Genomic DNA, 13,772 nt, shown 5'->3' with positions numbered 1-13,772 from the left:
CGCCGAAACCGTCAGCCCCGGCCCACGAACGGCATCGACGTCGCCAGCACCGTCGCGAACTGGATGTTCGCCTCCAGCGGCAGCTCCGCCATGTGCAGCACCGTCCGCGCCACATCCGTCACGTCCATGACCGGCTCCACCGCCAGCTCACCGTTGGCCTGCGGCACGCCCCGCCGCATCCGCTCCGTCATGTCGGTCGCCGCGTTGCCGATGTCGATCTGCCCGCAGGCGATCCGGTACGGGCGGCCGTCCAGCGACAGCGACTTGGTGAGGCCGGTCATACCGTGCTTCGTCGCGGTGTACGCGACCGAGTCGGGGCGCGGCGCGTGCGCCGAGACCGAGCCGTTGTTGATGATCCGGCCGCCCCGCGGGTCCTGCGCCTTCATCAGCCGGAACGCCGCCTGGGCGCAGAGGAACGTACCGGTCAGATTGGTGTCGACGACCTTCTGCCAGGCCGACAGCGGCAGATCCTCCACCTTGACGCCGCCCGGGCCGAACGTGCCCGCGTTGTTGAAGAGCAGGTCGAGCCGGCCGTACCGCTCGCGCACCGCCGCGAACAGCGCGTCCACGTCCGCCGGTTGGGACACATCGGTCCGTACGGCCAGCACCTTGCCCCGGGGACCCGCCGCCCCGCCGCCCGGACCCGCGCCCAGCGCCGCGGCGGTCTCCTCCAGCGCCGCCGTCCGCCGGCCCGCGAGCACCACCGACCAGCCCGCGCCGCTCAGCGCCACCGCGACGGCACGGCCGATGCCCGAGCCCGCCCCGGTGACGACGGCGACGCCCCGCCGGCCCCCGCTCCCGCCGTTCCCACCGTCGCCGTTCCCGGTATCGCTGCCGCTGTCGGTCCTCCGCATGGCGTCCATGGCCACGCAGCGTACGTGAGATACAACGTTCAGCGTCACGCGGATCTCATCCGCCCGACATACGTCTGTTGTGCACCCGACAACGGGCCGTCTCCGCCACCCACTGCACTGTCAGGGACACCCACCGTCAGGGGAGGGCCACATGACATCCGCCGCACACACCCCCGAACTGAGGGCCGCCGCCGCGCACATCGGCCGGCGCCGCCTCCTCACCGGCACCGCTGCCGCCGCCGCGCTCGCCTTCGCCGTCCAGCTTCCCGCCGAGGGCGTCGCGGGCGCCGCCGAACTGGACGCGCGGCGGCTCACCGAGGACCCGTTCACCCTCGGCGTCGCCTCCGGCGATCCCCGCCCGGACAGCGCGCTGCTCTGGACCCGGCTCGCGCCCCGCCCGTACGAGCCCGGCAGCGGACTGCCCCGTACCCGTGTGACCGTACGGTGGGAGCTGGCCCACGACGCCGCCTTCCGCAGGACCGTCCGGCGCGGAGAGGCCACCGCCCACCCCGAGTTCGACCACAGCGTGCGCGTCGACGTCCCCGGACTCGCCCCCGACCGGGTGTACTACTACCGCTTCCGCGCCGGTACGTGGCTCAGCCCCGTCGGCCGCACCCGCACCGCGCCCGCCCGGCACGCCCGTACCGGCGAACTGAAGCTCGCGGCGGTCTCCTGCCAGGCGTACCACGACGGCTACTTCACCGCCTACCGCCACCTCGCCGACGAGGACCTTGACGTCGTCTTCCACCTCGGCGACTACCTCTACGAGTACGCGGTCAACTCCACGGGCGGCGCCCGCAACTACACCGACCGCGTGCTGCCCGCGCACTACAACCACGAGACGGTCACGCTGGAGGACTACCGGCTGCGCTACGGCCTCTACAAGTCGGACCCCGACCTGCGGGCCGCGCACGCCGCGCACCCCTTCGTCGTCACCTGGGACGACCACGAGACCGAGAACAACTACGCGGACGACATCCCCGAGAACGACGTGCCGCCCGAGGAGTTCCTGCTGCGCCGCGCCTCCGCGTACCGCGCCTACTGGGAGAACCAGCCGCTGCGCGCCCCGCAGCGCCCCACCGGCCCCGACATGCGGCTCCACCGGCGGCTGCACTTCGGCCGGCTCGCGCAGTTCGACATCCTCGACACCCGCCAGTACCGCTCCGACCAGGCCTATGGCGACGGCTGGCGGGTGCCGGGACCGGAGTCCGAGGACCCCGCGCGCACCATGACCGGCGCCGCCCAGGAGCGGTGGCTGCTCGACGGCTGGCGCGCCTCGGACGCCACCTGGAACGTCGTGCCGCAGCAGGTGACCTTCGCGCGGCGCCGCGACCGTACGACCGCCGACTTCAAGCTCTCCATGGACGCGTGGGACGGCTACCCGGCCTCCCGGCAGCGGCTGCTGGACGGCGTCGAGGCGGCCGGGCTCGCCAACTTCATGGTGCTGACCGGCGATGTGCACACCGCCTACGCCTACGACCTGAAGAAGGACTGGGACGACCCCGCGTCACGCACCCTGGGCACCGAGATCGTGGCGACGTCCATCTCCAGCGGCAAGGACGGCGCGGACCGGCCCGCCGACTGGGAGCGGCTGACGACGGCCAACCCGCACATGAGGTTCTACAACGGGCGGCGCGGGTACGTCACCGTCGCGCTCGGCGCCCGCCAGGCGCGCGCGGACTTCCGGTCCGTCGCGGCGGTCACGGTGCCCGGCGCCCCGGTCACGACGTCGGCGTCCTTCGTGACCGAGGCGGGCAGCCCGGGCCTCCACCCCGTGTAGGGCCGACCGGGCCTCCACCCCGTGTAGGCCCGGTCGTCACCGCTCCTGGTCGACGGGGTAGCGGACGCCGACGCGCTCCCGTACCGCGTCGAGCGTCCGCATCACCGCGAGCGTGCCGTCCAGCGGCACGAGCGGCGACTCCGTCTCGCCCGCGCGCAGGCAGCGCATCACCTCGGCCGCCTCGTACTGGAGGCCGTGCAGCGTCGCCGCCGGCCCCGCCGTGATCTCCTCGGGCTCCGCGCCGTCCCGGTGCAGGACGAACCGGTCCGCGTGGAAGAAGCCGGAGGGCACGTCGATCCGGCCCGTGGTGCCCGTCACCGTGGCGGTCGCCGGGGTCCGCCCCTCGATCGAGCACGACAGCAGCGCCGTCGCCCCCGACTCCCAGCCCAGCAGCATCCCGGTGTTCAGGTCGACGCCCTCGGGCGAGAGCAGCGCATCGGCCTGTACGCGGTCGGGCTCGCCCAGCAGGAGGTGCGCGAAGGAGACCGGATAGACGCCGAGGTCGAGCACGGCGCCCCCGCCGAGCGCCGGGTCCCGCAGCCGGTGGCCGGCCGGGAAGGGGCCCTGGATGCCGAAGTCCGCCTGGACGGTACGGATCTCACCGATCGCCCCGTCCCGCACCAGCTCCGCCAGCCGCAGGACGACCGGGTTGCAGTACGTCCACATCGCCTCCATCAGGAAGACGCCGCGCTCGCGGGCGAGGGAGACCAGCTCCCCGGCCTCCCGGGCGTTGAGCGTGAACGCCTTCTCGCACAGCACCGGCTTGCCCGCCGCCAGTGCTAGCCCGGCCGCGGCCCGGTGCGCCGAGTGCGGTGTTGCGACGTACACGACGTCCACGTCCTCGTCGGCGACGAGCGCCGCCCAGTCGCCGTACGCGCGCGGGATGCCGAACCGGTCCGCGAACTCCTTCGCCGACGCCTCGCGCCGCGAGGCCACCGCGACGATCTCGGCGTCCGCCAGCTCCTGTACGTCGGAGGTGAACCGTGCCGCGATACCGCCCGTCGCCAGCACGCCCCAGCGCACGGCGCGGCCGTCCGGAATCTTTCCTGCTGTCATAGCCGCCTCACTCGCTGTCCACTTCACGGGTCCCGACCACTCCGGCTGAGCTGAGAGCATAGACAGGTAATTCAACGACATGGAGATATGGATGCCGGACGGCGGCCGCACCACCGAAGGACGTACCGAGCACATACGACCCGAGCAGCGCCGCTCGGCACCCACCGAGACCCACACCAAGACCCACACCAAGACCCACACCCACACCGAGAACCGCACCGAAGCACTCGCGCCGGGGGCGGTGGTCGCCGCGCGCCGGGCCGGGCTGCTGGTCACCCTCGTCCTCGGCGCGCTCACCGCGCTGCCGCCGCTCTCCATGGACATGTACCTCCCGGCCCTGCCGGAGGTCACCCGCTCCCTGGGCACGACCGCCGCGACCGCCCAGCTCACCCTGACCGCCTGCCTCGCCGGCATGGCGCTCGGCCAGATCGTCGTCGGCCCGATGAGCGACAAGTGGGGGCGGCGCGGACCGCTGCTGACCGGCATGGTCGTCTACGTCGTCGCCACCGCGATCTGCGCCTTCGCGCCCACCGTGGAACTCCTCGTCGGCTTCCGGCTGCTCCAGGGCCTGGCGGGCGCGGCGGGCATCGTGATCGCCCGCGCCGTCGTGCGCGACCTGTACGACGGCATGGAGATGGCCCGCTTCTTCTCCACGCTCATGCTGATCTCCGGCGTCGCCCCGGTCATCGCCCCCGTGATCGGCGGCCAGGTGATGCGCCTCACCGACTGGCGCGGCATCTTCGTCGTCCTCACCGTGGTCGGCGTCCTCCTCACCCTCGTCGTCTGGAAGTGGCTGCACGAGACGCTCCCGCCGGAGCAGCGGCACAGCGGCGGCGTCGGCCACGCGCTGCGCACCATGCGGGGCCTGCTCGCCGACCGGATCTTCACCGGCTACATGCTCGCGGGCGGGCTCGCCTTCGCCGCGCTCTTCGCGTACGTCGCCGCCTCGCCGTTCGTCGTGCAGGAGATCTACGGCGCTTCGCCGCAGACCTTCAGCCTGCTCTTCGGCGTCAACTCCATCGGCCTGATCGCCGTCGGCCAGCTCAACGGCAGGGTGCTGGTCGGCCGGGTCTCGCTGGACCGGGTGCTCGGCTTCGGCCTGCTCGTCATCGCGGGCGCCGCGCTGGCGCTGCTGCTGATGACCGCCGGGGTCTTCGGGGACGTGGGCCTCTTCCCGGTCGCGGCGGGGCTGTTCGTCCTGATGTCCGCGATGGGGCTCGCGATGCCCAACACCAACGCCTCCGCGCTGATGCGCACCCCGCACGCGGCGGGCTCCGCGTCCGCCCTCATCGGTACGGCGTCCTTCCTGATCGGGGCCGTCGCCTCGCCGCTGGTGGGGATCGCGGGGGAGGAGACGGCCGTTCCGATGGCCGTCGTCCAACTGGTCTGCGCGGTGGGCGCGCTGGCCGCGTTCGTGGGGCTCGTACGGCCGTGGCGCCACCAGCGTCCGGCGGACCTGCCCGTCGCCTGAGAAGTCACCCGCGCCGGGTGGGCCGGTCGGCGCGGCCGCCGACCGGCCCCGGCCCCTCAGGCGGTGCGGCCGGACAACTCGCCGTGCAGATGGGCGGCGAGCGCGTCCGCCGTCGGCTTCTCGAACAGCAGACTCGCCGGGAGGTCCAGCCCCGTGAGCCGGCCCAGCCGGGTACGGACCTCGATCACCGCCAGTGAGTCGAAGCCCAGCTCGACGAACGGCCGGTCACCGGGGAAACCGGCCGGGTCCGGCCGGCCCAGCACGGCCGAGAGCTCCCCGCGCAGCAGCTCACGCAGCTCCGGCTCGGACATCCGGGCCGGCCACCGCCGCCCCGCCGATGGCAGGCGCTCGCGCGCGACGCCGCCGACGATCGGCGGCGGGGCCGCCGCGTCGGGGTCGAAGCGGACCGGCACCAGGACCGGTTCGGCCGAGCCGATCGCCGCGTCGAACAGCGCGAGCCCCTGTTCCGCGTCGAGCGCGGCGATCCCGGACGCGTTGATACGGCGCCGGGCGAGGCCGGAGATCTGGTCGCCGAGACCGTTGCCCAGCTCCCACAGCCCCCACGCCAGCGACACCGCCGGCAGACCCCGGGCACGGCGATGACCCGCCAGGGCGTCCAGGAAGCGGTTGGCCGCGCCGTAGTTGGCCTGCCCGGCCTTGCCGAAGAGACCGGCGACGGAGGAGTAGAGCACGAACGCCGACAGCGGAAGGTGCGCGGTGGCCTCGTGCAGCACCCAGGCCGCGTCGGCCTTCGGCCGCAGCACGGTGTCCACGCGGGCCGGGGTCTGGGCGCCGAGCACCCCGTCGTCGAGGACGGCCGCCGTATGGACGACCGCCGTCAACGGCGGGTCGCACGCGGCGATCAGCCCGTCCACCACCGTACGGTCCGCCACATCGCCGGCAACGATCCGTACGGCGGCGCCCAGACCGGACAGTTCCCGCCGCAGACCATCCGCGTCCGGTGCCTGCGGGCCGCGCCGGCTCACCAGCAGGAGATGCCGGACGCCGTGCTCCCGGACCAGATGCCGGGCCGTCAGCGCGCCGAGGGCGCCCGTTCCGCCGGTGATCAGCACGGTCCCGGCCGGGTCGACCGGCCGGGTGTCGCTCGGTGCCGCCGGTGTGATCCGCAGCGCGTGCGCCACGCCGTCGCGGACGGCGAGCTGCGGCTCCAGGCTGCCGCCCACGAGTTCCCGTACCCGGGCCATCGGCAGACCGGTGTCCACGTCGACCACGGTGATCCGTTCCGGGTGTTCGGCGGCGGCCGTGCTGACCAGACCGTAGGCAGCCGCCGCCGCGAGGTCCGGATCGGGGGTGGTGGCGTTCCGGGTGACGACGACGAGGCGGCCGGAGCGGCCCTGCCAGTCGTGCAGGACGTCCAGCGCCCGGCTCGTCAGCGCCCGGACGCGAGCGCCCATGTCGCCGGTGCCGGTGCCGGTGTTGGTGTCGCCCGCGTCGTCCGTGCCGCCACGGCCGATCTCGACGAAAACCGTTCCGTCGGTGGCCGGTACGGCCGGTGGTTCCGGTACGGCCGGCACCGGAATCCACCGTGGCCGGAACAACATGGTGTCCCGCGGCGCCATCGGCCGGGTGAACATCGACGCCACCGTGGCGACCGGCTCGCCCGTCTCGTCGAAGACCTCGACGCCGATGGTGTCGGGGGCGGTGCGCACACACCGGATCCGCGCCGTTCGCCGGCCCGGGGCGTGCAACTCGACCCCGTTCCACACGAACGGCACCCGCGCCGCGGCGCCCGGGCCGTCCGCCAGCGCCGCCGCGTGCACGGCCGCGTCCAGCAGCACGGGATGCAGCCCGAACCCGCCGCCCACGCCCTCGGGGAGACCGATCTCGGCGAACACCTCCTCGCCCCGGCGCCACAGGGCGGTCACCGCGCGGAACGCCGGCCCGTACCCGAAGGAGTCGTAACGGTCCGCCACCTCGATCCGCTCGGCCCCGGCGGGCGGCCACTCGGCCCCGTACCGCTCGGGGACCGGACCGCGCGCCGCCCGCAGCCGGCCCGAGGCGTGGCGTGTCCACGGGTCGGCCGGTCGCGGCCTGGCGTAGATGTCGATCCGCTCCCCGTCGACGACCACCTGGAGCGGGACGTCGTCGTCCGTCAGCCGCAGCGGTGCCTCGATCGTCAGCTCTCCAACGGCGCCGATGCCGCCCGCCGCCGCCCCGGCCCGCAGCGCGATCTCCACGAACAGGGTCGCCGGCACGGCGACCGAGTCGCCGACGGCATGGTCGGCCAGCCACCCGTGGGCCCGGACGCCGAGCGAGCCACCGTGCACGATCCGCGGCGAGTCGGGTGCGACGAGGGCCGGTCCGAGCAGCGCGCCGCCGGAGCCGCCGACGGCCGGCCGCGGTGGTTCGAGCCAGTAGCGCCTGCGCTGGAAGGGATAGGTGGGCAGCGGGAACAGCCGGGCGCCGCTGCCCGCGTACACGGAGCGCCAGTCGACGGGGATCCCGGCCGTGTGCACCGCGCCGACCGCGCTGAGCAGGGTCCCGGCCTCGTCGTGACCGGCGCGCGCCGCCGGGACGGCGGGGAGCACGGCCGCCGCCGCGCGGCTGAGCACCGCGTCGGGACCGACTTCGAGGCAGGTCGTCACCCCGGACCCGGCGAGGGCGGAGAGCGCGTCGGCGAACCGTACGGTGTGCCGTGCGTGCCGCACCCAGTACGCGGCCGAGGCCATCTCCTCGGAACGCGCGCCGGTCAGTCCGGAGATCACCGGTATCCGGGGACGGTGGTAGGCCAGGCGCTCGGCGACCGCGCGGAACCGGTCGAGCACCGGTTCCATCAGGGGCGAGTGGAACGCGTGGCTGACGCGCAGCCGGGTGGCGCCCCGGAACCGGCGGCCGATGGCGGTCGTCGCGGCCTCCTCCCCGGACACCACGACGGAGTGCGTGCCGTTGACCGCCGCGATCGACACCCGGTCGGCCACCTCGGCCACCAGCGGAGCCACCTCGGCCTCGGTGGCCGTCACCGCGATCATGACGCCACCGGCGGGCAGCTCCGCCATCAGCCGGCCACGGGCGCCGACGAGCGTCGCGGCGTCCTCCAGGGAGAGCACACCGGCGAGGTGCGCGGCGGCGATCTCGCCCGCCGAGTGGCCGACGACCACGTCCGGCCGTACGCCCCAGGACTCCAGCAGCCGGCTGAGCGCGACCTCGAAGGCGAAGAGGGCCGCCTGCGCGTGGTCCGTACGGTCCAGTGACGCGCCGGAGAGCACGGCCGCGCGTATCCGCTCACCGAGACCCTGGCCGTCGAGCGCGTGGCACGCCCGGTCGAAGGCCTCGGCGAAGACGGGGAAGCGTCGGGCCAACTCCCGGCCCATGCCAGCCCGTTGGGCGCCCTGGCCGCTGAACAGGAAGCCGAGGCGGGCGTCGGCGGGCACGGTCGCCCCCTCGCGTTCGCCGGTGGCCAGCGCGCGCAGGGCCACCCGGTCGCCCGCGGCGACCACGGCCCGGTGGTCGAGCGCGGCCCGGCCCACCGCCAGGGTGTAGCCGACATCGATGTCATCCGGCGCGTCGAGCAGCGCGGCCGCGACGGCCCGCAGCGCGGTGGCGTCGGCGGCACTCAGCAACCAGGGCGCGACGGACGCCCCGCCCCACGGCACGGGGTCCGCGCCGCCCTGCGCGCCCGGGGCCACGGTGTCCCGCGTGGCCGGGCCCGCACCGTCCCACGCGCCCGGGGCCGGGTCCGCGCCGCCCTGCGCGGCTGGGGCCGCGACTGCCCGCGCGGCCGGGTCCGCGCCCCCGTGCCCGGCCGGGGCCGCACCGTCCCACGCGCCCGGGGCCAGGTCCGCACCCGCGCCCGGGGCCCGGTCCGCGGCCGGGGCCTCCTCGATGATCACGTGTGCGTTGGTGCCGCCGATCCCGAACGACGAGACGCCCGCCCGCCGCGGCCGGCCGGTCGCGGGCCAGGGCCGGTCCTCCGCGAGGAGCGACACCTCACCGGCCGACCAGTCGACACGGGAGGTCGGGGTGTCCGCGTACAGGGAGCGCGGCAGCCGCCCGTGCCGCATCGCCTCGACCATCTTGATCACACCGGCCAGACCGGCCGCCGCCTGGGTGTGCCCGAGGTTGGACTTCACCGAGCCGAGCCACAGCGGCCGGTCCCGGTCGCGGCCCCGGCCGTACGTCGCGAGCAGGGCCGCCGCCTCGATCGGATCGCCCAGCGGGGTCGCCGTCCCGTGGCCGTCGACCGCGTCGATGTCCCCGGTGGTCAGACCGGCGTCCGCGAGGGCCGACGCGATCAGCTCGCGCTGTGCGGTTCCGCTGGGCGCGGTGAGCCCGTTGGAGGCGCCGTCGGAGTTCACGGCCGAACCCCGCAGCACCGCCAGGACCGGGTGCCCGTTCCTGCGGGCGTCGCCGAGCCGTTCCAGCAGTACCGTCCCGACCCCCTCCGACCAGGCCGTCCCGTCGGCGCCCGCCGCGTACGAGCGGCAGCGGCCGTCCGGGGACAGCCCCCGCTGTCTGCTGAACGCCAGGAACGTCTGCGGCGTCGACATCACCGTCGCGCCGCCGGCCAGCGCGAGGTCGCACTCACCCGTACGGAGCGCCTTCGCCGCCCAGTGCAGGGCGACCAGCGACGACGAGCACGCCGTGTCGACCGTGACGGCGGGCCCCCGGAGCCCGAACGTGTAGGAGATCCGCCCGGACGCGAGGGCGTGCGACGACCCGATGCCGAGGCGCCCCTCCAGCTCGTGCGTGTCGAACCGGCTCGCGTAGTCCTCGTTCATCACGCCCACGAACACGCCGGTGGCGCTGGAGCGCAGGGTCGTGGCGTCGATCCCCGCGCGTTCGAACAGCTCCCACGAGGTCTCCAGCAGCAGCCGCTGCTGCGGGTCGGTGGCGAGCGCCTCACGCGGCGAGATCCGGAACATCCCGGCGTCGAAGTCGGCCGCGTCGTGCAGGAAACCGCCGCGCCGGGTGGTGGAGCCGCCGATCCGGTCCGGATCGGGGTCGTACATCCCGGCCAGGTCCCAGCCCCGGTCGGCCGGGAAGTCGCCGGTCGCGTCGACACCGTCGGAGACCAGCCGCCAGAGATCCTCCGGCGACCGCACCCCGCCCGGATACCGGCACGCCATCGCCACGACGGCGATCGGCTCGGGTTCGGACCCGGACTCGGACTTGGGACCGGGCCGCCGCCCGGCCGACGAGCCGGTCGCCGTGACCGGCGCGGGCATGGTCCCGGCCACCGTCCCGGCCACCGCCCCGGCCACCGTTCCGGCGGCCCGGAGCCGCGTCAGCTCGCCGATCAGGGCGCCGGGGGTGGGAAAGTCGTAGAGGAGCGAGTGCGGCAGGGCGAGGCCGGTCAGCGCGGCGAGCCGGTGCCGTAACTGCACCCCGCCCAGCGACGACAGGCCCAGCTCCGTGAAGGCACGGTCACGCCACCGACCGCCGCTCCCCCCATCGCCTTCCCCGCCGCCGCACAGGGCGGCGGTCTCGGTCCGTACCAGCTCTTCCAGCGCCGCCGGGCTCGGCGCGGGCAGGTCCGTGAGCCGCTCGGCCATGGCCCTGCGCAGCGGTTTCCCGGACGGCGTACGGGGGATCGCCTCGGCGCGCCGGAATTCCACCGGCACCTTGTGGACCGAGAGCCGGCCGAGGCACCGCCGGCGCAGCTCCTCCGGATCGAAGCCGTCCGCCTCCGGTACGACGAACGCCACCGAGACCTCGCCGACCTGCTCGTCGGGCCGGCCGACGACCAGCACGTCGCGCACCCCCGGCGCGCCCGCGATCACGGCCTCCACCTCCAGCGGGTGCACGTTCTGGCCGCCGCAGATGATCACATCGTCGATCCGGCCGTCGATCGTGAGCCGGCCGTCGTCGATCCGGCCCGCGTCGCCGGTCCGGTACCAGCCGTCGCCGTCCGGAGCGCCGGGCCGCCCGTGGTAGGCCGACATGACCCCCGGGGCACGTACGAGGACCTCCCCGTCCGCGACCCGGATCTCGACGCCGTGCACCGGTGTCAGCCCGCTCTCACCCGGCAGTTGGACGGCGATCTTGCCACTGGCCTCGGTGGCTCCGTAGCAGTCCAGCAGCGGAGTGCCGAACAGGTCCCCGACCACGGCCCGCGCCGCCTCGGTGCAGGGCGCGCCCGCCGTGAGGCACAGCCGGGGCGGCACGGCCACGCTCCGCGTCTCCTGGCCGAGCCGGAGATACGTGGCCGGCACACCGGCGAGGACACACCCCGGGTGCTCGGCGAGCAGCGGCGCCAGGTCGCCCTCGGCGATCCGGGTGTGCGCGCCGAGCGTCACCGTACCGACGAACGCCAGCGACATCCCGTAGCAGTGGTGCAGCGGTAACGGCCAGAGGATCGTGTCCTGTTCGGACAGCCCGAGCATCGGGCCGTAGCACGCGGCCACCGACCACAGCATCGCGCGCTGCGTGGTCAGCACCCCCTTCTGCGGACCCGTCGTGCCCGAGGTGTAGAGCAGCCAGGCCGGTTCGTCCAGCCCGAGCCCGTCGCCGGACGCTTCGGAATCCGCCGAGGCCGGGGCCGCCGACCCCGGATCGGACGGCTCCGTGGCCGGCCCCTCCTCGACGATCAGCGCGCGCAGCCCCGGCCGCCCCTCGCACAGCCGCCGCGCCGTCGCCGCGTGCCGGGCCTCGGTGATGAACAGCGTCGCGCCCGAGTCGTCGGCGTAGTAGCCGAGTTCCGCGTCGGTCGAGCGAGTGCTCACCGGTACGCCCACCGCGCCCGCCCGCAGCACCGCCAGGCCGTACTCGACGAAGTCGACGCGGCTGCCGATGTGCATCAGCACCCGGTCACCCCGCGCCACCCCGAGCCCCGTGGCGAGCGCCCCGCTGACGGAGAGCAGATCCCCGTACGTCACGGTGCGGCGGCTGTCCGTGAAAGCCGGCCGGTCGGCCGGGTGTCCGGACAGTGACACCACCAGCGGCCTGATCAACTCTTCCCTGACGAATGGCATCGAAGGGTCCTTCCTCCAGCTCCTGATCCGCCTCAAGAGGCGTATCGCGCCGCCGAGTTCGCCGTACCGACGGCCTGGCGCGATCGTGATCAGTCAACAAGACGGGAAGAACGAGTTGACAGCCGCAACGCCGCAGTGGCGCGAGCTAAGAGGCCACCCGGTCTGCCTACCGGTCGTCGCGGTGCGGATATCCGGTGAGGTGCGACCGGTCCTTGCCGTCCGTCCAGCGGAAGAGCCCGATCCCGGCGATCTCCGTGCTGGGCAGCCGGGTGTTGAGGGCCATGGTCTCCGGCACCGCGGTCGTCAGATCCACCATCACCGGCGCGCTGCCCCCGCCCGCCAGCGCGTCCGCCGGGTTCCGGGCGCTGCGCGCCCCGTACGCCGAGCCGTCGTCCGCGACCGTGGTCAGCACCAGCGGGCGCGTACCGTCCTCCTCCTCGAAGCAGTACGCGCGCTTCTCCGAGAGGTCGAAGGCGAGCCGCCCGGCGATCAGGTAGCCGCCCTGCGGCGAGGTGACGAGCTGCGGGTCGTCCGCGGACCTGATCGCCGGCTTGCGGCAGCGGACCTGGAGCACCGCCTTGCCGGTCGCCGCCTCGTGCAGCGCCCACACCTCGTGCGTACCGACGTCCTTCGCGCCCTTCTTCAGCTGCCAGGAGGCCAGGACGTAGCTGCCCGTCATCGAGGCGGGCACCCCGGACGCCGCGTCGGTGTCCTTCGGCGCGACCTTCCTGCTGTACCAGCCGCCGCGCACCCAGAACTCCTTGGCGCCGCTCACCAGCAGGCCCTTGACGGTCGTCCCGCGCACCTGCGTCAGCTTGCGGCACTCCTTGCAGCCCTTGGGGTAGCCGAGCGCGCCCGGCGGGACACTGACCACGTCGACGGTCGCCGGGTCGACGACGGCGCTGGTCGCCTTGCCGTCGCTGATCAGGACGGAGGGGCCGGACGCGGTGACCCTCGGCGGGTCGGGCCAGGGGATCTCGACCCGCTGCGCCGAGCCGTCGGACGCGCTGTAGATGTCGAGGGAGATGATGGGGTCGCCGGGCTGTCCCGAACTCTGGTTGACCCGCCCGTACGACCAGGTGACGAAGTATTCCTGGCCCTCACCCGCCGACACGGAGAGCAGCCGGGGGTAGCGGTCGGGCGGGAAGAGGGTGCGCCGGGGCTGCCCGTCCCAGCCGGCCTTCCCGGTGGCGGGGTCCACCGTACGGACCAGGTAGCGGTCGTCGTCGGTCCTGGCCAGATAGGCGACGAGCCCGGTCGAGCCGGCGACGGCGTAGGTGGGGGAGCTGTCGGTGATGTCCCAGCCGCGCGCCGTGTCGTACGTGGCGGGCACGGGCAGCTGCGGAATCCGCGGCACACTGCTCGCCGACGGCCGCACGGCCTTGGTGTCGGCGCTCGGACCGGCCTGGTCGCTCGTGGTCTTCGTGGGTCCGCCGAAGGTGACGAGGAGGAGCAGCAGCGCGAGCACCGTCACTCCGGCCACCAGGGTCCCGCGGACGATCCGCTGTCTCCTGGTCGGCTTCTCCTCGTCGAGAGGCCGCATGCGCCGCATGGGTCGCAAGATCCCCGTGGGCCCCAAGAGTCTGCGCCCGATCCGCTGCCACCTGGTCCCCATGGTCCCCGTGGTCCTCCCGTGAGAGCCCCCGCCCCGTCCTGCAAAGGCCGTCAGCGTAGCAACT

The 13,772-nt window shown here is 74.3% G+C and carries 6 protein-coding genes; 2 read left to right on the top strand and 4 right to left on the bottom strand.

Features of this window, described 5'->3' with window-relative positions:
* Window positions 1-11: 11 nt before the first annotated feature.
* Entirely contained in the window at window positions 12-854 is an 843-nt protein-coding gene (locus tag ACFTZC_RS11420; protein ID WP_382888618.1) for an SDR family oxidoreductase, read from the bottom strand.
* A 151-nt stretch (window positions 855-1,005) separates the two neighbouring features.
* Between ACFTZC_RS11420 and ACFTZC_RS11415 the strand changes: the two genes are divergently transcribed.
* Window positions 1,006-2,634 (top strand): alkaline phosphatase D family protein, encoded by a 1,629-nt coding sequence (locus tag ACFTZC_RS11415; RefSeq protein ID WP_382888570.1) that lies wholly within the window; start codon window positions 1,006-1,008, stop codon window positions 2,632-2,634.
* 36 nt (window positions 2,635-2,670) lie between these two features.
* On the opposite strand, the gene ACFTZC_RS11410 is transcribed toward ACFTZC_RS11415, so the two are convergent.
* Window positions 2,671-3,690, bottom strand: coding sequence for a Gfo/Idh/MocA family protein (locus ACFTZC_RS11410; protein WP_382888569.1), 1,020 nt, complete (start codon window positions 3,688-3,690; stop codon window positions 2,671-2,673).
* Between the two features lie 79 nt (window positions 3,691-3,769).
* On the opposite strand from ACFTZC_RS11410, the gene ACFTZC_RS11405 reads away from it, so the two are divergent.
* Entirely contained in the window at window positions 3,770-5,161 is a 1,392-nt protein-coding gene (locus ACFTZC_RS11405; RefSeq protein WP_382888568.1) for a Bcr/CflA family multidrug efflux MFS transporter, read from the top strand.
* 56 nt (window positions 5,162-5,217) lie between these two features.
* On the opposite strand, the gene ACFTZC_RS11400 is transcribed toward ACFTZC_RS11405, so the two are convergent.
* Window positions 5,218-12,093 carry a beta-ketoacyl synthase N-terminal-like domain-containing protein gene (locus tag ACFTZC_RS11400; protein ID WP_382888567.1) on the bottom strand — a complete coding sequence of 2,292 codons (6,876 nt, stop codon included), beginning with the start codon at window positions 12,091-12,093 and terminating at the stop codon, window positions 5,218-5,220.
* Window positions 12,094-12,259: 166 nt separating this feature from the next.
* Window positions 12,260-13,645 carry a hypothetical protein gene (locus ACFTZC_RS11395; protein WP_382888566.1) on the bottom strand — a complete coding sequence of 462 codons (1,386 nt, stop codon included), beginning with the start codon at window positions 13,643-13,645 and terminating at the stop codon, window positions 12,260-12,262.
* Between the last annotated feature and the right edge of the window lie 127 nt (window positions 13,646-13,772).

Source organism: Streptomyces sp. NPDC056987, from assembly GCF_042673865.1.
GTDB lineage: Bacteria > Actinomycetota > Actinomycetes > Streptomycetales > Streptomycetaceae > Streptomyces.
The sequence above is the reverse complement of the archived record's forward strand: the minus strand, read 5'-3'. Positions and strand labels throughout refer to the sequence as shown.

What these genes read in the sequence shown, in the direction of transcription:
- ACFTZC_RS11420 (WP_382888618.1), bottom strand. Translation starts at nt 854, where the DNA reads ATGCGGAGGACCGACAGCGGCAGCGATACCGGGAACGGCGACGGTGGG.
- ACFTZC_RS11415 (WP_382888570.1), top strand. Translation starts at nt 1,006, where the DNA reads ATGACATCCGCCGCACACACCCCCGAACTGAGGGCCGCCGCCGCGCAC.
- ACFTZC_RS11410 (WP_382888569.1), bottom strand. Translation starts at nt 3,690, where the DNA reads ATGACAGCAGGAAAGATTCCGGACGGCCGCGCCGTGCGCTGGGGCGTG.
- ACFTZC_RS11405 (WP_382888568.1), top strand. Translation starts at nt 3,770, where the DNA reads ATGGAGATATGGATGCCGGACGGCGGCCGCACCACCGAAGGACGTACC.
- ACFTZC_RS11400 (WP_382888567.1), bottom strand. Translation starts at nt 12,093, where the DNA reads ATGCCATTCGTCAGGGAAGAGTTGATCAGGCCGCTGGTGGTGTCACTG.
- ACFTZC_RS11395 (WP_382888566.1), bottom strand. Translation starts at nt 13,645, where the DNA reads ATGCGGCGCATGCGGCCTCTCGACGAGGAGAAGCCGACCAGGAGACAG.